Below are 19,653 nucleotides of genomic sequence, written 5' to 3' on the forward strand. Positions count from 1 at the left end.
CGGGCAACGGGTCTGAACGACGGTTTCGGCCCGCGATGCCGCGCGCCGTTGCGCCTCCTCGCGCATTCGATGCGATCGCAGCGAGACCGGCGCCGCAACGTCTCGCAGGCCGCGCGGGCCACGTGCCTTTACGCCAGCGCCTGCGCGAGTCTATCGATCAACGCCCGCACGCGCCGCGGCTGCGCGACACTTCCCGGATAGACGATCTGCAGATCCACGTCGCCCGGCGAGAACGCATCGAGCACCTCGACGAGCGCACCCGACGCCAGATCCCGCTCGACGTCGACAAGCGACTTCAGCGCGACGCCGTGCCCCGCGATGCACCACGCGCGCACGAGCGCCCCGTCGTTGGCGACGCGCCGCCCGCGCACCGCCACGCGCTTCAACGCGCCATCGATGCTGAACGGCCATTCGGCATACAGCTCCTGGCCGAAGCGCATCACGATGCAGTCGTGCAGGCCGAGATCGTCCGGGTGCATCGGCCTGCCATGCGCGGCGAGATACGCGGGCGACGCACACACCACGCGCCGCGCCCGACCGAGCGAGCGGCTGCGCAGCGAACTGTCCGCCAGCGTGCCGCGGCGGATCGCGAAATCGAGCCCCTGCCCGACGAGATCGACATACCCGTCGCCGAGATGCAGGTCGACCGTCACGCCCGGATGTTCGGCCAGGAACGCGTCGACGACGGGCACGACGCGCTCGCGCCCGAGATCGGCCGGCGCGCTCAGCCGCACCGGCCCCGACAGCGTCTGCACGCCCAGCCGCACACGGCTTTCGAGTTCGTCGGCCTCGGCCAGCAGGCGCCGCGCGCCATCCACCAGCGTGCGCCCCTCGTCGGTCAGGTTGATCGCGCGCGTCGTGCGCGTGAGCAGCGCCGCGCCATAGTGGCGCTCGAGCGCCGTCAGCCGCTCGGACACCGTGGCCGGCGACAGGCCGACCTCGCGGCCGGCCGCGGCCAGCCCACCCTTTTCCACGATGCGCAGGAACAGCGCAAGGTTGTCGAGCAGCATTGTTCGCTCCTTCCGAAGGATATTTTCGTCATCTTCGGGATTATCGGGAAAAGGCGCAAACGATACATTGGTCGCCTGACGACCGACGCGCGGCCGTGCCGCGCTCACACGACGAGAGAAAACGCCCATGGAATACCGTACGCTGGGCCGCTCCGGCCTCAAGGTTCCCGTCCTGAGCTTCGGCGCCGGTACCTTCGGCGGCACCGGCCCGCTGTTCAGTGCATGGGGCAATACTGGCGTCGACGAAGCGCGCCGCCTGATCGACATCTGCCTCGAAGCGGGCGTCAACCTGTTCGACACGGCGGACGTGTACTCCGACGGCGCATCCGAGCGCGTGCTCGGCGCCGCACTCAAGGGGCGCCGCGACCAGGTACTGATCTCGACCAAGACCGGCCTGCCGACCGGCGACGGCCCGAACGACGCGGGCACGTCGCGCGCGCGGCTGGTGCGCGCCGTCGACGATGCGCTGCGCCGTCTCGACACCGACTACATCGACCTGCTGCAACTGCACGCGTTCGACGCCGGCACGCCGGTCGAGGAAGTGATGTCGACGCTCGACGATCTGGTGCGCGCAGGCAAGCTGCGCTATATCGGCGTGTCGAACTTCGCCGGCTGGCAGATCATGAAGTCGCTCGCGGCGGCCGACCGGCACGGCTGGTCGCGCTACGTGGCGAACCAGGTCTACTACTCGCTCGTCGGCCGCGACTACGAGTGGGACCTGATGCCGCTCGGCGCCGATCAAGGCCTCGGGGCGCTCGTGTGGAGCCCGCTCGGCTGGGGCCGGCTCACCGGCAAGATCCGGCGCAATGCGCCGCTGCCCGAAGGCAGCCGCCTGCATGAAACGGCCAGCTACGGGCCGCCGGTCGACGACGAACGACTGTACGACGTGGTCGATGCGCTCGACGCGATCGCGGAGGAAACCGGCAAGACGGTGCCGCAGATCGCGCTGAACTGGCTGCTGCAGCGCCCGACCGTGTCGTCGGTGATCGTCGGCGCGCGCAACGAGGAACAGTTGCGGCAGAACCTCGGCGCAGTCGGCTGGGCGCTGACCGATGCGCAGATGGCGAAGCTGGACGCGGCGAGCGCGGTGGAAGCGCCTTATCCGTACTTTCCGTATCGCCGGCAGGAGGCGTTCGCGCGGCTCAATCCGCCGATGCGGGGGTAAGTGGCCACGGCGACGCGGCGCGACGGTCAGCGCCGCCGTGGTCCGCCGTGGCACCAGAAAGCGCGACCGCCATGAGCCTACCCATCGCGCTGCGAACTTCCTATCGTAGCGGCCTGCGACGTTCCGGTCATTCGGCCCCTGTACGACGGGCCGCCTTCACGGCATTTTTCGTCGACCGTCATCCGATGGTCCGTCAGAAATCGACCTGTTTGATCCTGATGTCCGCACGCGGAGGGTCGAACTCGATGCCTCCGACATCAGGCTCCTCGGCGGCGCCGAGCCGCACGACCTTGTCGGTCGGCCCGATGACCGAACGCCGGTGTGTGATCGCGATCACCGTGACGTCGCGGGCCAGCAGCCGCACGTGCTCCATGATGTCGCGCTCGGTGGCTTCGTCGAGCGCGGAGCTCGCCTCATCGAGAAACAGCACGGTCGGCTTGCCGTACAGCGCACGCGCGATCGCGATGCGCTGGCGCTCGCCGCCCGACAGCTTCAGCCCGCGTTCGCCGACCGTCGTGCGGAACCCGTCCGGCAAGCCGTCGATGAACGGCAGGATCGCCGCCTTCGCGGCCGCCTCGCGCAAGCGCCGCTCGTCGCGTGGCCGACCGAGCAGGATGTTGTCCTCCAGGCTTTCGTTCAACAGCACGATATCCTGCGGCACCACGGCGACCACGCCGTACCAGTCGGCACGGTCGATCGCCGCGAGATCGACGCCGTCGACCAGAATGCGCCCACTGGTCGGCTCCATCGACTTCAGCGCCAGCTTGAACACCGTGGATTTTCCCGACCCCGTCTCGCCCACGACGAACGTGATCGCGCCGCGCTCGGCGACGAAGGCGACATCGGTCACGCCGCGGCCGTTGCCGTACGCATAGCCGACGTGATCGAACACCACGCGCCCAGCGCGCGGCACGAACGTCGACGCATGCGACACCTGCCGCTCTTCGGGTGCCGCCCACATCGCCGCGAACGGCACGAGCGTCGCCCGGGCGCGCGCGATTTCGTCGATGGCCCGCGCAATCATGTCGAACGGCTGATTGAGCTGCAGCAGCAGCGTGTTGAACAGCACGATGTCGCCGATCGACAGCATGCCGGCCGCGTGACGCGGCAGAAGCAGCCAGAACGTCACGGCGAACTGGATCGCGAGGCCGAGGCCCAGTAGCGCGAGATAGCCGACGTGCCGCGCCACGTAAGCACGCCAGTTGTCCCGCACGATCCGCGCCTTGTCCGCGAAACGCTCGTTCATCCAGCGGTGGCTGCCAAAATGCCGGAGCGCTTCCATCGCGTTGATCGCGCCGCCGACGAACCGCGCATTCTCCTGTCCGGCCTCGACCGCACGATCGAGGAACGCACGCGAGCGGCGCGCGGACACGACTGCGATCACCACCGCGACCACGCCGTACGCGGCGGCGATCGCCACCACCTCGAGATCGATCAGCGCGCCGAGCGTCACGAACGTCAGCACGATCTGCAGTACGCCGGGAATCAGGCCCATGAGGCCGAGTTGCACGAGCACCGCCAGCGACGAACGCCCGCGCGCGTTCGCGTTCTGTATTTCCGCCGGATTGTGTTCGACGAAGAAGGCCGTGGTCTTCTTCAGGATGCGCGCGAAGAAGCGCGTGCTCAGGACGAATCCCAGATTTTCCGCGCTCATGAACGCCAGGTACTGCACCACGCGTTGCAACGCGCTCGAGACGCCCAGCAGGACGGCATAGAGCAGAAAGCCGGGAAGTAGCGCGCCGAGCGCGCCGCGATGCGACAGCGCATCGATCAGGCGCGAGAACAGATAGGGCGCGGCAACGGCGCTCGTACTCGAGAGCACGACGACCACCGCCACCGCCAGCAACATCCAGCGATCGGCTTTCCAGTAGGCCTGCAGGACCTCGGCGATCGGATTCGGCACGTGGTGTTCGTTCATGGCGCGAAGAACCGGGCGCGGTGCGGCCCGGTTGGCGACAGGCGGGCAAAAAGTCTAACAGAATCGCCCTGACCGCCTCAGTAGCCCCAGAGATACAAATTTTTCGCTTTCGGTAATTTTTGTGTCCCTCCGGCTACAATTTCAACACACCAGTTTGTAGCAGAGGGGCTACAATAAGAACGAGCTTGGTAATTTCTGATGCTTGAGGGCTACAAATGACTACGCTTGCCGATGTCGGAGAGATGCTGAAAGACGCTCGCCACGCAGCGGGTCTTTCACAAAGAGAACTGGCTGAGCATGCCGGTGTCGCACGGACGACGCTTGCACGCATGGAAACGCTTGCCCGAGGCGACATGAGCGTATCTGCGCTCGTTCGCCTCCTCGAGGCTGCAGGATATGATCTGAGAGCGGTCAAGCGCGGACACGGGCGCACGCTGGACGACGTGCTGGCCGAACAACGCGCGATGGGAGACGCGTGACATGCGCCTTCATATATACGTCAAAGGCAAACTCGTTGCCCATCTCTACCGCCAGGCGGACGACTATGCGTTGCGCTACACGGCAGATGCGAGTGCCGCCGATTTTGCCAGTCTGATCATGCCCGTTCGCAACGATGCGTGGGTCTGGCCTCGCGATCTGCATCCTTTCTTCCGGCAGAACCTGCCGGAAGGGTTTCTCTTTCAAGTGATTCGCGAAGAGTTCGGCCCCTATCTCGACGGAACGGACCTTTCGCTTCTGGCCATCATCGGCGGCGCCGGCATCGGCCGGGTAACCGTCGCGCCCGAAGGCGGCGCACCCGGCGGCGAACTTGACCCGCTCGACCTGAAGAGCCTGCTGCACGAGGACATCACCACCGCGCGCTTTGCGGAACTTGTACGGTACTACGCGCGCGCGGCAATTTCAGGCGCCGTACCCAAATTCCTTGCTCCTGAACTCCCGTCGGCTCAAGCACCGATAGGCAAGCAAACGCTGCGCACGAGCCGACACATCATCAAGGGGTCCGACGAGCAAACGCCCTATCTTGGTTTCAACGAACATTACTCGATGCAGGTGCTGGCAAGACTCGACGTCGCTCGAGTCGCGAAGACCACGATGTCGGACGACGGTCGCGTGCTCGTCGTTGACCGGTTCGACATCGACGAGCAGGGCAAACCGGCGTTTGGCCTGGAAGACGCTTGCAGCCTGCTTGGCCTGCCGCCGCATGAAAAGTACCGCCCGTCAACCGAACAGGTTCTCAACGCGACAAAGCCCTACATCGGCGCCGCCAACTGGCGACGAGAAGCCGAGCAGCTCGGCTGGCAGCTCATCGCCAACTACGTCGTGCGCAACGCGGACTGCCACGCCAAAAACATCGCGCTTCTCTACTCGAACATCGACGACGTCGTCTACACGCCCGCCTACGACATTGTCACCACCGCGGCCTACCCGCGCTTCGCGAACAATCCTCCCGGACTGAGCGTCGAGGGTCGCAAAACGTGGGTGCCCGGGAAGACGCTGGAACGTTTCTTCAACACTCGCCTCGGCATCCCGTCGAAGCGATATCGCGAAATGGTCGAGGCGCTGTGCGACTCGGCCGTATCAACAGGAAAAGATATCGTCGAAACGGCAAAAAACGAGACGCGGTGGCATTGGATAGCCAAGCAGATGCTGCACGCATGGAACGAAGGGATGGGATCGCTCCGTAGCGCCAAACCACAGGTGGCACTCAAAGCGCTCACGCCGATCATCGAGGCCGCTGGTTTCTCGGATGCAGATCGGGCCGATAACGCGAGAAAGGTCATTGGCCGATCAGAATTGCTGGCAAATCACGACAAGGGAAACTGATAACCGCCCAGGATCAGCCAACAGGAGCAAGCCCGGCTTTTCTCACCCCACCGGCCGCGCCTTGATCCACAAAAACAGCGGTACACGCGCCCACTGCTTCAGTTGATCCGTATCCGCATGATCGGGCGGCGGCTCGCGCAGCGACACGATCGCGAACCCGGCCGCTTCCAGCGCCTCCATATACGCCTGCAGCGGCAGCGACCAGCCCGCGAAATGCATCGACAGCCCGTCGCGCGTTTCAACGCCGTCGAAATGCTCGCGCCCGAAATAGCTGCCCGTCAGCACGAACGGCGCATCGGGCTGCGGCCCGGCGAAGCCGCCGCGATCGCGGAACGGATGCACGAGCGAGATGAACAGCGTGCCGTCGGGCTTCAGCACGCGGCGCGCCTCGTTCAACGCGCCCTGCATGTCGTCGAGATCCATCAGCACGTTGTACGCCATCACGAGATCGAAGCTGGCCGCATCGAACGGCAGCGCGGCCGCGTCGGCCAGCCGATAACGATGCGCGGAATCCGCGTGACGCGCGGCATCGAGCATCGCGGGCACCGCGTCGCTCGCGGTCACGTCGTAGCCGAGCGCCTTCAGTTCTCGGCTCACGCGGCCTTCGCCGCAGCCGATCTCCAGCGCGGCGCCGGTGCCTCGACCGATGTAGGCCACGAGCCCCGCGCGATATTTCCAGAACGCATCGTGGCCCGGCTTGCCGGCCCAGCCGATCCATTGGTCGGCGACCCGCGTCCAGTGTTCGGTAATGGCTTTCGTATCGGTCATGCGTGCTCCCGCCCGGTATGCGTCGTTGCTCAGGCTGCGCATCGTAAGCCGAAGCGGCGCACGCGTGCACCGATTACCTCGTTTGGCCAGTTTCCGTTTCAGGTCACGGCGTTCTACAGTTACGAGAACGCCACCCGCGCCGCCGCGCATCGCCCACGCTCGACGATGCGCACCCGATTCCGAGGAAAGCCCATGCCGAGTATCTTCGCCGCGCCCGCCGATGCCCCGCCAAGTCCCGTCGCGGCGGAAACGCGCATGGTGCACGACGTGGCAACGCTGAAGCTGTCCGATTACCGCTCCGCGGACGGCGCGCCGTGGGTCATCTCGACCATCACGCCGGCCGCGGACAGCGGCGCGAACGTCACCGGCACGACGTATTTCGACACCGCGAAAGGCCGGACTGTTGCGGTACCCGACGCACGCCGCCGCTATGCGAATCGCGGCACCTGGCAGGTCGTCGCGAGTTCGAGCCCATCGGTGCCTGCTACCGGCCGCTACGACTGGCTCACGCTCGCGTGGTTGCCGATCAACCGGCGCCCGCTGCCGCAAACGCCCGAGCACCTGTATTCACCGTTCATTCGCGGCGGCACGATCGTCTATCGGTGGAACCCGGCCGCGGAAGGCGGCGAGCAGTTCGGCAACGTGCGGATGATTTTTCCCGAGTGGGCGCAGCAGGTGGCCGACGCGTTGCGGTCCGCGCCCGCTGCGGTGCGGGACGGCGCGTCGTCGGCCCCACCACCGGCGCTCGATCGCGTGAAAGCAGACACGAACCCGATGACCGCCGTGCTCGACTTCGGCGATGCGCTGCGCGAGGAACCGGTGGAACGGATCGTTGCACGGCTGCCTGCGCTGCTGCGGGTGCAGGACCGGCACGAACTGTCGTCCATTGTATTCCTGTGCCTGTCCGCGGCGCGCGACGAAGACCGGCCGCGCTTCGTCGAAACGATCGACACGACGATCGCGGCAATCGACGACCGCGCACGCCTGCTGGCGATCGCGTATGGCGCGTTCGCCGCGGGGCGAACGCAACCGGTTCCATTCCGCGACAAGACGCTCGATATGCTCATCAACGATGTATTCGGTGCGCTGAAACAGCGGACGGCGGCACTCGGTGTGCCGGTCGTGCAGGGGTCGCCGTGGTACGAATTCTTTACCGCGTATCGGCTCGGTGGAGCGGGTTCAAGCAACGTCCGGTAACGAAGGACCTCGCGCGCGAGTGAACGCCCTGTGCTCGCATCTGGCAGCGTTCCTATTTCGTTGAATCAGCCGATATGCACCGGAGCGCGGCCGCGCCCACCGACCGCCACAAGGCATTCACGCGCGCACGCATGACGATGAAAAAGCGGCCGCTCGCGAGCGGAGCGGCCGTCAAGGAGAGATCCCTATACGGGATACCGGCGGACACCACACCAGACCGGCCTTTGTATTGTCGATCAACGACATGCCGCTGAACATCGGACCGGTCCGATTCGCTGCATCGTGGCGCGAACGTCACGCAGCCCCGAGCAACCCGCGCGCGTATCACGAGCGGCAACACGCCGTGACGTTCTCGAAGGGAACCCCTGGACCCGGCGACCGGTCGAAACGCCGCACGACCGTCGACGGCTTCGTCGCCGCGGCGGACGATCCCGTCTCCTGCCCCACTCGATCACGTCCATTTTTCCTCTCTCATGCTGAGCATCGGTCCGTTCTCGATCCGCGTCGTCGCGGTAGCCGTCGCCGCGCTGCTGGCGTGGCTCGTCGCGCGCTTCATCCAGCGTCCGCCCGACGGGTATCACAAAACCGCATCGAGCCTGATCCTCGACGTGCTGCTGCTCGGGTTGATTGCCGCGCGAGTCGGTTATGTCGCGCAATGGTGGCCGGACTATGCGGCGGCGCCGCGCGCGATCGTCGCACTCGGCGACGGCGGCTTCGACGCGCGCATCGGTATCGCAGCCGCGCTGGTGTTCGCCGGCTGGCGCCTGCGCCGCCTGCCCGCGCTGCGTCGGCCCGTGCTGGCCGGCATCGTCGCGGGCCTCGCGGCATGGGGCATCGCGCAAGGCGCGCTGGCGACGTGGCAGCGTAGCGCGCCGCCGCTTGCCGCGATGCCGCTCCAGGCACTCGATTCGACGCCCGCGTTGCCGGCGAGCTTCGTCGGCAAGCCGGTCGTCGTGAATCTGTGGGCGACGTGGTGCGCGCCATGCCGGCGCGAGATGCCGATCCTCCAACAAGCGCAGCACGACCATCAGGGCATCACGGTGCTGATGCTCAACCAAGGGGAAAATGCGCAAGCCGTGCGTACGTTCCTCGAGCAGCAGGGCCTGCACTTCGATCACGTATTGCTCGATCCTTCGCTGCACGCGATGCACGCGTACGGTTCGCGTGGGCTACCGACCACGCTATTCTTCAACGCGAAAGGAGAACTCGTCGAATCACACATGGGCGAGCTGACCGCCGCGCGACTGAAGGACACCGTCACGCAACGCTTGAGCCGGTAACGCGCGGCGCGCCGGCCGCGGCCGCCCGCGCCAGGCTGTGACGATTCGCCTCCCATGCCTGCTCCTTGATGTCACCCTCAGGGAATCGTGCTTCGTCATGACGCGCTCCTCATGATTACGTTAGCCTGCCTGCAAGCCGATTGACCGTACCAGACCAAGGGGGAAAAGCTGCGCGCCGGAGCAAGCCGTTTCCCACCCTGACGCGCGCCGACTGAACGATAACCCGTTGAGTGATTTCGTCGCCTCGCGTATGTCCGGCGCACGCACGATCGCGATCAATCCCTTTCCAATGGCGGCTCGATCTCGTGGTGCTCACCGCCCCTACTCCGCTGTCGTTCCGGGGCATACGAACTGCGCGGCCGTTCGGACAATTGGGCGCGCCGCGATTGCGCGACAGCGCTATCCCGCGGCAGCGCTTCGGGATCCAATCGCCGCACCGGCATGCGCCGCACGAACTCCACAACGCGCATCGCCATGGCACGGTCTTCAGGCTCGACAGAGTTGGCCAATGCGTGCGCAAGCTCGCGCCAGACGCTCAATGATTCGATATGCGCGCGCCACAGTGAGCGTTGCGCCCTCTCGCTAATCATAGGCTGGTAAAACCGCGGAGCAACGCCGCGAGAGGCCATCCGAACAACGGCCTGTTTCGGCAAGCGCTGCGTCTGGCCGCGCACCAGTCTCGGCGTCGCATTAGCCTCCACGCCCTGTTCGCGCAACTGTCGAGCAAACTCGTCTCGCCAGTGCCGCAGATCCTGCCTGCGCGGATTCATACGCCGCCCGTCAGGACCACGCACCTGAACGCACAGATGCACATGAGGATGTGCTTCGTCATCATGCTGGGCAAACACATACGGTCGTCCATCTCCAAAAATCTCCCGTGCAAACGCTCGGGCCGCATTGCGCACCGCCTTGCCGCTCGTACCGGGCGGCATCGACAGCATCACATTGAACGTTTCACGATGTCGGCTCTGTTCCGGTAGTCCCAAGCCGCCCCATTTCCATTCCTCGCACAGATCCTGCAATGCGGCATCCCCGGCGATCACACGTGCGTCCTGATCCTCTAGTCCGACACGACCGTGGCGCGAGATATATTGCAAGTGGCGGCGTACCGCACCCATGCCCTGGGCGCCCGAAGCGCGATTTGTAATCCGTACCATAACTTCGGGGGCACGCCGGAGCGTCAAAGCCAGCCGCTCACGCATGCGCTGTGCGTCGCATGGTAGCGGGCCGTGCGACAAATAGAGGGCGCGTGAGTGCCACAGCGGCTCGGGGAATAACCGATCTCCCCAATTGACCAGAAGCGAGTCGACATAGGCTTTAGGAAACGGCATATCAGTGGCTCCATCGGTCTAGATTACTTTGTAGATGTTTCACCACCGTGCGCAAGTGCGCGTCGATCATGCCGCGAAGCTGCTCCCAATCGAATCCCCTCATGCGCTCGCTAGCATCCGTGTGCCTCGCCAGTTCGTTCAGTCGCGTACGAATTGCAGCAAGTTGTCGATTCGACTCCGCGAGCAGCATTAGTTCGCGGTTTCCGAACTGTGGTTGATTTGTCAGGTGTGCCCGAACCAATGCGGCAATCCATCGATTCGGCGTAAAGCCGTGCAGATAGGCCTGTCCTTTGACGCATTCCAGTTCGGCACGCGCGAGCCCTACTCCGATTCGTACTTCGCGCTCGCTCAGCGGTTCGAGCAACCGTGCCATGTCCGGCGGCTCGACAGTAATTCCCACCGTCTCGGCCACGAGTCGGCGCAACCCTTCGCCCGGTAGCACGCCACGCTGCGCACACCAGGCCGCCCAGATGGGTTTGAGCGCACCCAGTTCAACAGCAACGCGTGTTCGAGTTCTCGATCCCATGTTCGTCTACCTTTCAGGTATCGCAGGCAACGCAAGCACACGCTCGACTTCCCGCTGCTGCAAGCGCGCTCGCCTTTGTTTCGCTTGCCATGTTCGTGTGGACACCGCCTGCGGGACGAAGGCCCGCGGTAGGGGAGGCTCGCCCCCGTCGGCGCGAAATGCGTCGAGCATGCGCGCGGCGCCTTGCTTGACACGATCGAGCGAGCGGCCGCGGAAACCCTGCTCGCGCATGGCTGCCACGAACGTGGCAAGCTGGATTGCATGAATATCGGGCGTCGACTGGCGCAGCATTACGTCCCGTGAGTGCTCGGAATCAGCTACGCATACATATCGAGGCAGCGACACGTTAGCTGGTTCGTCGCAGATGCCGGAGATATCGGTAGACCCGGGATCAACTTGAGCATCCATGCGCGGATTCCGTGCGGCTTGTTTGCACAAACGAGCGCGGGCTGCGTCGAACTCTCGTTGCCAACGCATGTGTGTCGTTATGTAGCTGGACAGATCGACCAGAGGTCTGCCAGTCGCACTGTGTCGATCGGGTTTAATCTCCAGTGGTAAATCCGGCTCGATCATGTTCGTGATCGGGTCTGCGCCAGTCTCGTGTGGTGACAACCAGTCACGTTCATCCATGACGAACCCGCCTATCGTTCGATCTGTAAGGCCAATCTATGTGGTGAAAATCCGAATACTGCGTATCACGCTATCGACTACCGCGGTGGGTCATCGGTATCGGCCCGATCTTGCGTGCGCGTCTTCGCTTGTGCGAGCGCAGTCGCACGCGCTGCTTTTACACGCTCCCATGACGCACTCTGCAATGCGTCGAGCTTCGCGTCCATGTCTTCGCCCAGTCCCATTTCCCGCGCCGATTTTTTCAGCGAGGCCACCGCACGCTCGAGCTGATCGCGCGCGCGGTCCCACGGATAGACTTTCGCTCGGTCGCCGTCGTAGCCAATTTGTACATCCGCACCGTTTAAGCGATGATTTTCGTTCATCCATCGCAACCGGTCCGAGACAAACGTCATCTGCGTCTTGGCGTGAAATACCACGCTTCGCGGCGCGACCTCTTGAACGAGATAATGTTCGGTATTGAACACCTCTCCTCGATACGGGCCGCCGTGTTCTCGTGGTGTCGCCATCCTTAACGTGGCACCAAACCGATGCTGGGCCAACGCCTTGACTTCCGCCGGCACCACGTCGAGCCCATAAAGCAACGCCCCGGGCGGCCGACGCGATGACTCGACCGCGCTCTCGCTCGACACAGACTCACCCTGCAGGCCGATCCCCGCATCAGAAGGTCTTGCCGTGTGCCCATTGTCTGGCGTTCGCACTGCTGTTTCCCCGTCACTTGAACCGTTCGGCATGGTGTGTTGTCCCGCCTCGCCCGCACCTGCGCCCTTGTCTGCCCTCGCGCGCGCCATATCCTGACCTCCCGCTAGGTTAAATGACATGCTGTTTGCCACCATGTTGCCCATACCTGCGTCAAGCGGTGCAAGTATGGGGCTGCCACGAACAGCGCTTCGTAAAAACTCGCCAAGAGCGCCGATTCCACTGAGCACCGCCATATCGTTGAAGTCTGTCGGTACCTGGTTGTCGATACCAGAGCCTTGCCTGAACTCGGGAGCCACCAATCTCGCCTGGGCATCGCGCGCCGCATGCACGGCATGCGCGTAGCCCGCACCGAGGTCAGCCAGAATAACGAGGTCGGCTTGCGGATACCGCGCGCGCCAGGCAAGTGCCACCTTGAGCAGATTGCCGCTCGATAAGGCGGCAAGCGAGTACCATCCGGTTGCTTGCCATGCCGACACAGCCGTTGCCACGCCTTCGGCGATCATGATCGGCACGCGTACCTCGCCAAGACTTTGCTTTGGTACGGCTTCCCAGCAGCCACCAGCCTTTGCGCCACCCGCCAGTGCGGATTTACGTCCATCACGATCAATCAGCTCGAGCGTCGAGATTCGATCCCCAATACGGACCGGCACGATCAACACGCGACCACAAAGTGGCTCGTCGGTGCATTTCGGCACGTAGCCGAGCAACACGTGCAACTCCTCCGCTTCGAGCTCACGTAGCCCGGGCACCGACTGGATCCGCTTGCGCGTCAGATAGGGGTGGTCGGGCGCGAGTGGGCGCGCCCATCGCCAGATCGCTCGCGCCTCACGCGCGACGGCGGCTCGTCTAGCCTGGCTTTTTCGCGTGCGTTCGGCCCCACCGTCGACCTTGGGGGCGGAACGCGTCGCGGTAGAACTCGTACGATTGCCAAGCACACGTGAGTCGGCTAGGTCAAACCCATGCCGACTGGCTAGCCAAAACAGCGACGCGAGTGTCTTCCCCCCATTTTGGCTCGCCGAACGCCACGTCACACGGGCGGCTCGCGCATCGTAATTGGATGCCGTTTGGCTCCATGCATCCCATAGATCGAAGCCTACGTCGCCAAACCCTTGCTTCACCGCAAACGCCATGTCGACCCAGGTCGTATAGTCGTCGGCCGGGATCGTGGACAAAGCGGCACGCACCCGCTCTGTCTCGCTCACGAAGGGACCGTTCATGGGTTTGCTCCACCCGCAGACACCTCACTGGTACGGGCAGATGTCCGGGTACGGCGCGCACTTTGACACGAGTGCCCTTTGGCCGGTGCAGCCCCGGCCGTACCGGCTTTGTTATCCGACAAATGGCCTCGAGCGCGCGCTGTGTCATCGGTTGGCGCGCCAAACAACGCAAATTGCTGTCCCACGTATGCATCAACGTCCTCGCAACTGATATCGTCCAACGGTTGCGACAAGTCCTGCGGATCCCATGCCTGAGCACTTTCCAGATAATCAGGTAAAACGTGTGCAAGACTCGAGGTATGGGCATTGACTTCGTCGTCTGCCAAGTCCATTACCCGGTGCTCGATTTGAGCAGTAAATCCGGCGATATCTAGTGCCGGCACCATGGGCGCATCCATCAGACGTGACGTGAAGACCGGATCACGCCAGTAGCAAATCCGATCGGCCATAATTGGCCGGGTATTTTCAAGAAGGATGATCTCCTTGTCACGACCGAGCTCTTTGAGTTCCTGCGGCAACATCAACGGCCTGCGCTGTTCGGACAAGCTCTCACTTGTGCCACCTCGGCCCGCGAAGATGCCCCCTGAGCGGCTCGTTGTGCGCGAATGTGTCGTACGCGTGCCCAGCATCTCCGAGTATGCGTTGGCATCTGCCTGCTCGCGAGGTGCAAACAGGATCTGCATCGCATGATTCGTCACGAAGCTTCTCGCGTCGGCACGGCCGTAGACCGATTCGAGTTGGGAAACGGATTGCACAATCGAGAGCAAGCGCAGATTGTAGCCGGCCATGTAGGCCACTGCTCGCGCGAGGATCTGAATTTTGCCGATTGATGTCATCTCATCCAGCAATAGCAGACACTGATATTTCAGATCGGGATTGTTCTGCGGCAGCTCCTTGGTATTCAGATTCACGAGCTGAGAAAAGACCAGATTCATCAGCAGCGCTGCTTCGCTCAGATGGTCTGGCGTTACACCGAGATACACGGACATTCGGCGCTTTCTCACGTCTCTCAAGTCGAAGTCGTTCGCACTCGTTGCCGCATCGACGATCGGATTGGCCCAGATTGTGAGTGGCGCATTAAATGTCGCCAGGATGCTGGCCAGCACCTTTTCGTCGTTGGAGAGAAAGCGATTCAGCGCGTCAACACAGGCTCGGCTCAAACACTGTCGATCTCGCGCCAACACCCGTTGCAAATAGACCTTAAGCTGCATCCCGTTTCCCGAGGACTGGCGTAGTACCTCACCCATTGTCACCGGATAGTCCGGCGCATCGGCCACCTCCGCGTGGCGAGCATCGCGCCATTCGCACAGCAACAGTACGAGCGCGAGGAACAGATTGCGGGCCTGGTCTTTCCAGAATTCGTCGTGTCCACCCGCCGGGTACAGTACATGGCTAATGGCCAGGATGTCGCCCACACGAAACACCCCGTCGCCGATTACGGATAGCGGGTTATACCGGTGCGTTCGGCCATCCTCCGCAAAGGGGTTAAAGAGATATACCGCGTGCCCGTGTGCGTGCCGAAAGCCGGCAGTTAGCTGAAAATTCTCCTGTTTAATGTCGAGCACCACGACAGAATCGGGATAGCTCAGCAGGTTCGGCACGACGACGCTAACACCCTTGCCCGAACGCGCGGGTGCCGCAAGCAACACGAACTGCTGGCCCGTGAAGCGCAGATAGCGACTACGCCAGCGGCCTACGACAAGCGCTGGGTTTGGTGGCGTGAGCAAGCCCTGCCTCATCACAATCCCGCCTTGCGAATATCAGCATCGGTGGCAAAACGCGCGTCGCCGTAAAGCGCCCGGCGCGCTGCCCGCTCAAGCCATACGTAGATGGCAAGCACCGGACTGCCAAAAGCAATGGCCAATCCGATGAAACCCGCACCGGCCAAACGCCTACCCATATTCGGCAGGCCGCCGTCTGACCACGCCAGAAGTGCATCGACCCATGCCGACCAATGCGCGCGAAGCGGATTGAGATGCAAGCTCACGTATAGCGTGCAGGTAGCTAACCACACGGCAACGCAAAGCCCCATCAACATCCCGATGACCACGCAGAGCGTGACAGTCGTCGCGCGCCACGAGAACGAATGCCAGTCAGAAATCGGACGTGGCTGTCGCATCACGATTCCCTCCACTCTGATTATCCACCTGCCCGATTCTGTGCAGCGGATCGAACCACACTTCAGTCATCGTCCAGCGTTTGCCGATCTGAGCACCGTGCGAGTCGAGCACCGCCCGCGCCTGCATGTGCGCAACCACGTCGATCGTGAGACACAGCAAGCGCTTAAGCGATGCAACGTCCCACGCCGCGGCCTCCGGGTGCTCTTTGGCCATTAACGCGAAGCGTTCGATGGCAACGCGCGCACTGGAGGCATGAAAGCTCGTCATCGACCCCGCGTGTCCAGTCGTCAGCAGCTTCAAAAAATCGTACGCTTCCGAGCCACGCAACTCGGCAAGCAATACCCGATCGGGTCGCATGCGCATGGCGCTGGCAATCAAGTCGGCGGGCGTGATGCGGGCGCGGCCCTGTTCGCCCTTGCTGTACAAAAGATGCACGCAGTTGTCCAGATGCCAGATGAATAGTTCGCGCACGTCTTCGATCGTCACGATGCGTTCGTTCGACGGCAAATATCGACACAAACTGCGCATAAAGCTCGTTTTGCCAGAGCCAGTGGCACCGACAACGACGATGTTCTTGCGCGCCTGCACGGCGCGCTCAAAGAAAGTCGCAAACTCGCGTGCTTCAAGCCGTTCGATGAGCAACTGGTCTGCTGCATGCAAGGCCGATTTCGCCGTATCGAGGTCGCTCGGGCGATGCCACTGCGTCGTCTCAAAAAGCCCCTCGTCGCGATAGCACTCGAGCGTCTTCCCCTCGGCGGACGGTCGCCTAATCGTTACTGAAACCGAGCCCGGAGGAACCGCTGGCGGTACAGCAATCTGGATGCGCGCGTTGCCCGGCAGCAGTGCTGAGAGCAATGGACGTTCGGCTGAAATGCCCTGATTCGTCAGGGTCGCAATCGCGACGGAAAACGCCATCAGTCGCTCGAAGTCGAGCTCCAAGCGCTCGTGCGCTTGCCAGCCTAGACGAGTTTCAGTTAGTACGCGCTGTGGGCGATTGATCACGAGCTCGGTGACTTCTGCATCTTCGAGCAATGGTGCAAACGGACGCATCAACTCCCTCACCGACGCGTCGTCGGGTAACACGGATAGTGCATCGGCTAGAGGAGCGGGCGCCACCGATGGCGTATGCACATAAGCGTTCATCGCACGCCCTCCGGTTCAATGGTGTAGACGGAACTGAAATCAAGATCACGCGCGAGAACAATCGTGAATTCCGCGCCCTGATTCTGTTTGAGCGTGGGTGCAATATTGATGGTCTGATCGAGCACGCGCGTAGCCATGTCGTTGCCTTGTGCCTGCGTACTCTGATAAACGATCGTGCCGTTGGCGTTGCCCCCGCGCGTGGCCAGATAGCCGATTGCATCCTGGCTCAGTCCGAGCAGCATCGCCGCGCCCACACGCTCGCCCCAGTGATTGTCAAGTGCACCGGCCACGCCCATACGACCTAGCGCATCGGCCACGGGTGAGTCGATTTGTACGATCACGCCATGCGGTGTGACGATTCTGGCCGACAGAACGAATACGCGCTTTTGCCCGGGCGCGAGATTGGCACGATATTCGCAATTGATTTGCGATCCGCGCTCGATGAGCACAACGCGCCCGTCGTCAGAATAAATATTGCGAGTGACCGTGCAGGTCGAAATGCCGGCTTGCGTCGAATCGAACGCGGTGTCGCCCGCACAGTCGATCTTGGTGCCCTGACTGAGCAGCAAGCTGCGGTTGCCGATAAACGCGGCTTTCACCTTTGGCGTGCGGGTCGGAACCAGCGCCTGCGCCAGGCTCGAGAACGTTCCCTGATCCGCGCCACCGGTCTGTTCGCTCACGTGTGCCAGGACCGTTCCCGACCCACCGGAGGCTGCTTCCTTCATGTTGCCAGGCTCACTCTCACGGCCGGCAACGACAAGCAACGGTGCATCGTAATAGCTGTGTGCCGGTCCAATGCGATCCACGGCTACGGCCGCGCGTGGCGCTGATACAGCCATCGATGGCGCAGGCCCCGCACTTGCAGCCCCGGCAATTTCCGCAAGCGCTGGATCGATCTCGAATACCTTGTCGTGCGTATCCTGAGCACGAACCGCATTGCGCCGAGCGCGCTCGGCAGCATCATGGCGGCTGAGCACGCCATGAACCGTCCACACGGCGCCGGCTAGCGCGAGCATGACAATCACGAGTGGGATAAGCCAGCCGGCTATCGAGCGACGATTCTGCCCATCTAGACTGGGTAAGCTGCGGTCCAGGACGGTAAACGAATCGGATCCTGACAAGTCGATTTGGTGCGGCTCGAGATCGTCGTGAGGGGATCTACCGTTGCGCGAAGTCTCGTCAATCATCCTCGCTGCTCCGCAAAGTACGGCGCACACCATCGACCGTTACACCGTGCCGAGGCGCTACGCCGTCAACGTCAAATGCGTCGTTCCACAGTCCGACCGTCTCCTCGCCTAGACGCAACACGAGACGCCGAGCCAGCTCATGAACGACGATCACATCGTGGTCCATATGCTTGTCCACAACGCGCTCACTATCGTCATCTTCAACGCGAAAGACAGCGGGTATTCGGCGATTGTTCGGAATTCGGATATATGTGAAGCGACCGTCATCCCACGCCGCAGATGGTGCAATGTCTTCGGCATGCGGCATGACCTGCATCGAATAAGCGGTATTGCGCACGCTCGAAGGTTGGGAAAGGCGTTGTTGCAGACACGTCATGCGCGCCGCAATACGAGCGTTCGCTGCGTTGGCGTCGGGATACACAAAACTTACCCGGTACATTTCGCGCGTATTACCGAAGCGGGCTTTCAGCGGCAGCACGACAAGATCGAAACTGTAACTGCGTCGATCGGTCCGAATGACGAGATTCGTGTCGTGCGCCGCAAGCTTTGGTTTCAGATAAACGTCGTGATCACCCCGGTTGGCGACGACGTGCCATCCGTCACGATCACCTGGCGCGACCACAAGAATATGCTCGCCCGGATCCAGCGCGATATGCGTGGCGAAGCCGCGCTGTGCGACAACGCGCACCACGTCATCTGGCACGAAGCGTACTTGGCGCACCCGCGCATCACGAGTCCATTCCGGCACGATATGAGCATCGGCGGATTGCGCCGCCACGCTTGCTAGCATAACTGTCGCGGACACGAGCACGTTCATCGCGTCCCTCCTGCAACCGCAGCCTGAGCAGGTGATATGTCTTCGGCATCCCGACTGTACGCAGTGACCTTGAAACCAAAGGGGTTTTCGATTGCCGTACGCTCGCGCATCAGCGTAGCTGGACGATACGTAAAAGCCAGCGTAATCACGAAACGTTGTGCGGGCTCGCCACTGTCGATACCATTCTTGAGAGTCGTGCGTTCGATATGCACGACTGCACGGCCGGGCTCGTCAGGCACCAGAGTGGTGGACACAACTCGAACACGGTACTGTACCGACGTGCCTAGGCGTTGATCTAAAGCGTCAGGTCCGCTGTAGATTTGGCGATATGCGCGTGCGACCGACTCGTCGCTCATTTCGAGGACACGGTCGTAGTCCATCTGCAGCAATCCCCAGTCATAGCGCTCTCGCGAGCGGACATAGACCGCGACCCAATGCCTGTCTTGTATCTCGCGCAGTGGAATGTGCTTTGCGTCAAGCACATCGATGAGTTGCGCTTCACCAGTGAGCTTGTCCACCTCAATCGGTAACGGCACCACACGGTAAAACGGCGTCATCACCGCAAGCGCGGCCACAGAGCCCATTGCAACGACAACGGCTGCGCCCGCCACCTGCCATGCTCGGCGTTCGGAGCGCGCCTGCAGATGCGTGAGCGACGTCTCAAAGTCGAGCGCGCGTCGGTAGTCGTCTGCGCCTTTCATGGGCAGTCCCCAACTGATGGCGCAACTTTGCCGAGCGGAATAGGAGACTGCTGATTGACCGGCACCCGATGAGAACCATCGGGCAGCTCCGGTTTGGGCGGCACACTGCCACACCCTGAC

The 19,653-nt window shown here is 62.8% G+C and carries 18 protein-coding genes; 5 read left to right on the forward strand and 13 right to left on the reverse strand.

Going from position 1 to position 19,653, the window contains the following annotated elements; translation table 11 throughout:
- Positions 1 to 128 precede the first annotated feature (128 nt).
- Positions 129 to 1,010, reverse strand: coding sequence for a LysR family transcriptional regulator (locus WS61_RS08915; RefSeq protein ID WP_059500136.1), 882 nt, complete (start codon positions 1,008 to 1,010; stop codon positions 129 to 131).
- A 127-nt stretch (positions 1,011 to 1,137) separates the two neighbouring features.
- Here WS61_RS08915 and WS61_RS08920 point away from each other — a divergent pair, with 127 nt between their 5' ends.
- The gene (locus WS61_RS08920; RefSeq protein ID WP_059500137.1) at positions 1,138 to 2,175 is read left to right on the forward strand and encodes an aldo/keto reductase; all 1,038 of its coding nucleotides are present in this window, start codon (positions 1,138 to 1,140) and stop codon (positions 2,173 to 2,175) included.
- Positions 2,176 to 2,368: 193 nt separating this feature from the next.
- Here the strand turns inward: WS61_RS08920 and WS61_RS08925 are convergent, their stop codons facing one another.
- Positions 2,369 to 4,093, reverse strand: coding sequence for an ABC transporter ATP-binding protein (locus tag WS61_RS08925; RefSeq protein WP_095211644.1), 1,725 nt, complete (start codon positions 4,091 to 4,093; stop codon positions 2,369 to 2,371).
- A 215-nt stretch (positions 4,094 to 4,308) separates the two neighbouring features.
- Here WS61_RS08925 and WS61_RS32945 point away from each other — a divergent pair, with 215 nt between their 5' ends.
- Both WS61_RS32945 and WS61_RS08935 read left to right on the forward strand, forming a co-directional pair.
- Entirely contained in the window at positions 4,309 to 4,572 is a 264-nt protein-coding gene (locus WS61_RS32945) for a helix-turn-helix transcriptional regulator (RefSeq protein ID WP_082742081.1), read from the forward strand.
- Position 4,573: 1 nt separating this feature from the next.
- Entirely contained in the window at positions 4,574 to 5,917 is a 1,344-nt protein-coding gene (locus WS61_RS08935) for a type II toxin-antitoxin system HipA family toxin (RefSeq protein ID WP_059500139.1), read from the forward strand.
- Positions 5,918 to 5,959: 42 nt separating this feature from the next.
- Here the strand turns inward: WS61_RS08935 and WS61_RS08940 are convergent, their stop codons facing one another.
- Complete coding sequence (locus WS61_RS08940) at positions 5,960 to 6,685, reverse strand: class I SAM-dependent methyltransferase (RefSeq protein WP_059500171.1); 726 nt, start codon at positions 6,683 to 6,685, stop codon at positions 5,960 to 5,962.
- 192 nt (positions 6,686 to 6,877) lie between these two features.
- Here WS61_RS08940 and WS61_RS08945 point away from each other — a divergent pair, with 192 nt between their 5' ends.
- Positions 6,878 to 7,882 (forward strand): hypothetical protein, encoded by a 1,005-nt coding sequence (locus WS61_RS08945; protein WP_059500140.1) that lies wholly within the window; start codon positions 6,878 to 6,880, stop codon positions 7,880 to 7,882.
- A gap of 473 nt (positions 7,883 to 8,355) precedes the next feature.
- On the forward strand, positions 8,356 to 9,162 hold the full coding sequence (locus tag WS61_RS08950) for a TlpA disulfide reductase family protein (RefSeq protein ID WP_059500141.1): 807 nt from the start codon (positions 8,356 to 8,358) through the stop codon (positions 9,160 to 9,162).
- A 275-nt stretch (positions 9,163 to 9,437) separates the two neighbouring features.
- Here WS61_RS08950 and WS61_RS08955 read toward each other — a convergent pair whose 3' ends face one another.
- From WS61_RS08955 to WS61_RS09000, 10 genes are all read right to left on the reverse strand, one after another.
- Positions 9,438 to 10,493, reverse strand: coding sequence for a relaxase/mobilization nuclease domain-containing protein (locus tag WS61_RS08955; protein ID WP_059500142.1), 1,056 nt, complete (start codon positions 10,491 to 10,493; stop codon positions 9,438 to 9,440).
- A gap of 1 nt (position 10,494) precedes the next feature.
- A complete protein-coding gene (locus tag WS61_RS32950; RefSeq protein ID WP_060031287.1) occupies positions 10,495 to 11,019 on the reverse strand; it encodes a hypothetical protein in 525 nt (174 codons plus the stop codon).
- A 6-nt stretch (positions 11,020 to 11,025) separates the two neighbouring features.
- Positions 11,026 to 11,649 (reverse strand): hypothetical protein, encoded by a 624-nt coding sequence (locus WS61_RS34815; RefSeq protein WP_157692716.1) that lies wholly within the window; start codon positions 11,647 to 11,649, stop codon positions 11,026 to 11,028.
- Positions 11,650 to 11,726: 77 nt separating this feature from the next.
- Complete coding sequence (locus tag WS61_RS08970) at positions 11,727 to 13,565, reverse strand: PriCT-2 domain-containing protein (protein ID WP_059500145.1); 1,839 nt, start codon at positions 13,563 to 13,565, stop codon at positions 11,727 to 11,729.
- Positions 13,562 to 15,304 carry a type IV secretory system conjugative DNA transfer family protein gene (locus tag WS61_RS08975; RefSeq protein ID WP_095211645.1) on the reverse strand — a complete coding sequence of 581 codons (1,743 nt, stop codon included), beginning with the start codon at positions 15,302 to 15,304 and terminating at the stop codon, positions 13,562 to 13,564. The genes WS61_RS08970 and WS61_RS08975 overlap by 4 nt, the downstream gene beginning before the upstream one ends.
- Positions 15,304 to 15,699 (reverse strand): hypothetical protein, encoded by a 396-nt coding sequence (locus WS61_RS08980; RefSeq protein WP_257127218.1) that lies wholly within the window; start codon positions 15,697 to 15,699, stop codon positions 15,304 to 15,306. Before WS61_RS08980 ends, WS61_RS08975 begins: the two co-directional genes overlap by 1 nt.
- Positions 15,659 to 16,828, reverse strand: a complete 1,170-nt coding sequence (virB11, locus tag WS61_RS08985; RefSeq protein ID WP_059500147.1) for a P-type DNA transfer ATPase VirB11 — start codon at positions 16,826 to 16,828, stop codon at positions 15,659 to 15,661. Before virB11 ends, WS61_RS08980 begins: the two co-directional genes overlap by 41 nt.
- Complete coding sequence (gene virB10 / locus WS61_RS08990) at positions 16,825 to 18,015, reverse strand: type IV secretion system protein VirB10 (protein ID WP_059500148.1); 1,191 nt, start codon at positions 18,013 to 18,015, stop codon at positions 16,825 to 16,827. Before virB10 ends, virB11 begins: the two co-directional genes overlap by 4 nt.
- Entirely contained in the window at positions 18,008 to 18,832 is an 825-nt protein-coding gene (locus tag WS61_RS32955; RefSeq protein ID WP_095211646.1) for a TrbG/VirB9 family P-type conjugative transfer protein, read from the reverse strand. Before WS61_RS32955 ends, virB10 begins: the two co-directional genes overlap by 8 nt.
- Positions 18,829 to 19,533 (reverse strand): virB8 family protein, encoded by a 705-nt coding sequence (locus tag WS61_RS09000; protein WP_059500150.1) that lies wholly within the window; start codon positions 19,531 to 19,533, stop codon positions 18,829 to 18,831. Before WS61_RS09000 ends, WS61_RS32955 begins: the two co-directional genes overlap by 4 nt.
- Positions 19,534 to 19,653 lie beyond the last annotated feature (120 nt).

It is taken from the genome of Burkholderia sp. ABCPW 11 (assembly GCF_001523445.1).
Classification (GTDB): Bacteria; Pseudomonadota; Gammaproteobacteria; order Burkholderiales; family Burkholderiaceae; genus Burkholderia.

What these genes read in the sequence shown, in the direction of transcription:
- WS61_RS32955 (WP_095211646.1), bottom strand. Translation starts at nt 18,832, where the DNA reads ATGAACGTGCTCGTGTCCGCGACAGTTATGCTAGCAAGCGTGGCGGCG.
- WS61_RS32950 (WP_060031287.1), bottom strand. Translation starts at nt 11,019, where the DNA reads ATGGGATCGAGAACTCGAACACGCGTTGCTGTTGAACTGGGTGCGCTC.
- WS61_RS08945 (WP_059500140.1), top strand. Translation starts at nt 6,878, where the DNA reads ATGCCGAGTATCTTCGCCGCGCCCGCCGATGCCCCGCCAAGTCCCGTC.
- WS61_RS08915 (WP_059500136.1), bottom strand. Translation starts at nt 1,010, where the DNA reads ATGCTGCTCGACAACCTTGCGCTGTTCCTGCGCATCGTGGAAAAGGGT.
- WS61_RS08955 (WP_059500142.1), bottom strand. Translation starts at nt 10,493, where the DNA reads ATGCCGTTTCCTAAAGCCTATGTCGACTCGCTTCTGGTCAATTGGGGA.
- WS61_RS08940 (WP_059500171.1), bottom strand. Translation starts at nt 6,685, where the DNA reads ATGACCGATACGAAAGCCATTACCGAACACTGGACGCGGGTCGCCGAC.
- WS61_RS34815 (WP_157692716.1), bottom strand. Translation starts at nt 11,649, where the DNA reads ATGGATGAACGTGACTGGTTGTCACCACACGAGACTGGCGCAGACCCG.
- WS61_RS32945 (WP_082742081.1), top strand. Translation starts at nt 4,309, where the DNA reads ATGACTACGCTTGCCGATGTCGGAGAGATGCTGAAAGACGCTCGCCAC.
- virB11 (WP_059500147.1), bottom strand. Translation starts at nt 16,828, where the DNA reads ATGAACGCTTATGTGCATACGCCATCGGTGGCGCCCGCTCCTCTAGCC.
- WS61_RS08970 (WP_059500145.1), bottom strand. Translation starts at nt 13,565, where the DNA reads ATGAACGGTCCCTTCGTGAGCGAGACAGAGCGGGTGCGTGCCGCTTTG.
- WS61_RS08935 (WP_059500139.1), top strand. Translation starts at nt 4,574, where the DNA reads ATGCGCCTTCATATATACGTCAAAGGCAAACTCGTTGCCCATCTCTAC.
- WS61_RS08950 (WP_059500141.1), top strand. Translation starts at nt 8,356, where the DNA reads ATGCTGAGCATCGGTCCGTTCTCGATCCGCGTCGTCGCGGTAGCCGTC.
- WS61_RS09000 (WP_059500150.1), bottom strand. Translation starts at nt 19,533, where the DNA reads ATGAAAGGCGCAGACGACTACCGACGCGCGCTCGACTTTGAGACGTCG.
- virB10 (WP_059500148.1), bottom strand. Translation starts at nt 18,015, where the DNA reads ATGATTGACGAGACTTCGCGCAACGGTAGATCCCCTCACGACGATCTC.
- WS61_RS08920 (WP_059500137.1), top strand. Translation starts at nt 1,138, where the DNA reads ATGGAATACCGTACGCTGGGCCGCTCCGGCCTCAAGGTTCCCGTCCTG.
- WS61_RS08925 (WP_095211644.1), bottom strand. Translation starts at nt 4,093, where the DNA reads ATGAACGAACACCACGTGCCGAATCCGATCGCCGAGGTCCTGCAGGCC.
- WS61_RS08975 (WP_095211645.1), bottom strand. Translation starts at nt 15,304, where the DNA reads ATGAGGCAGGGCTTGCTCACGCCACCAAACCCAGCGCTTGTCGTAGGC.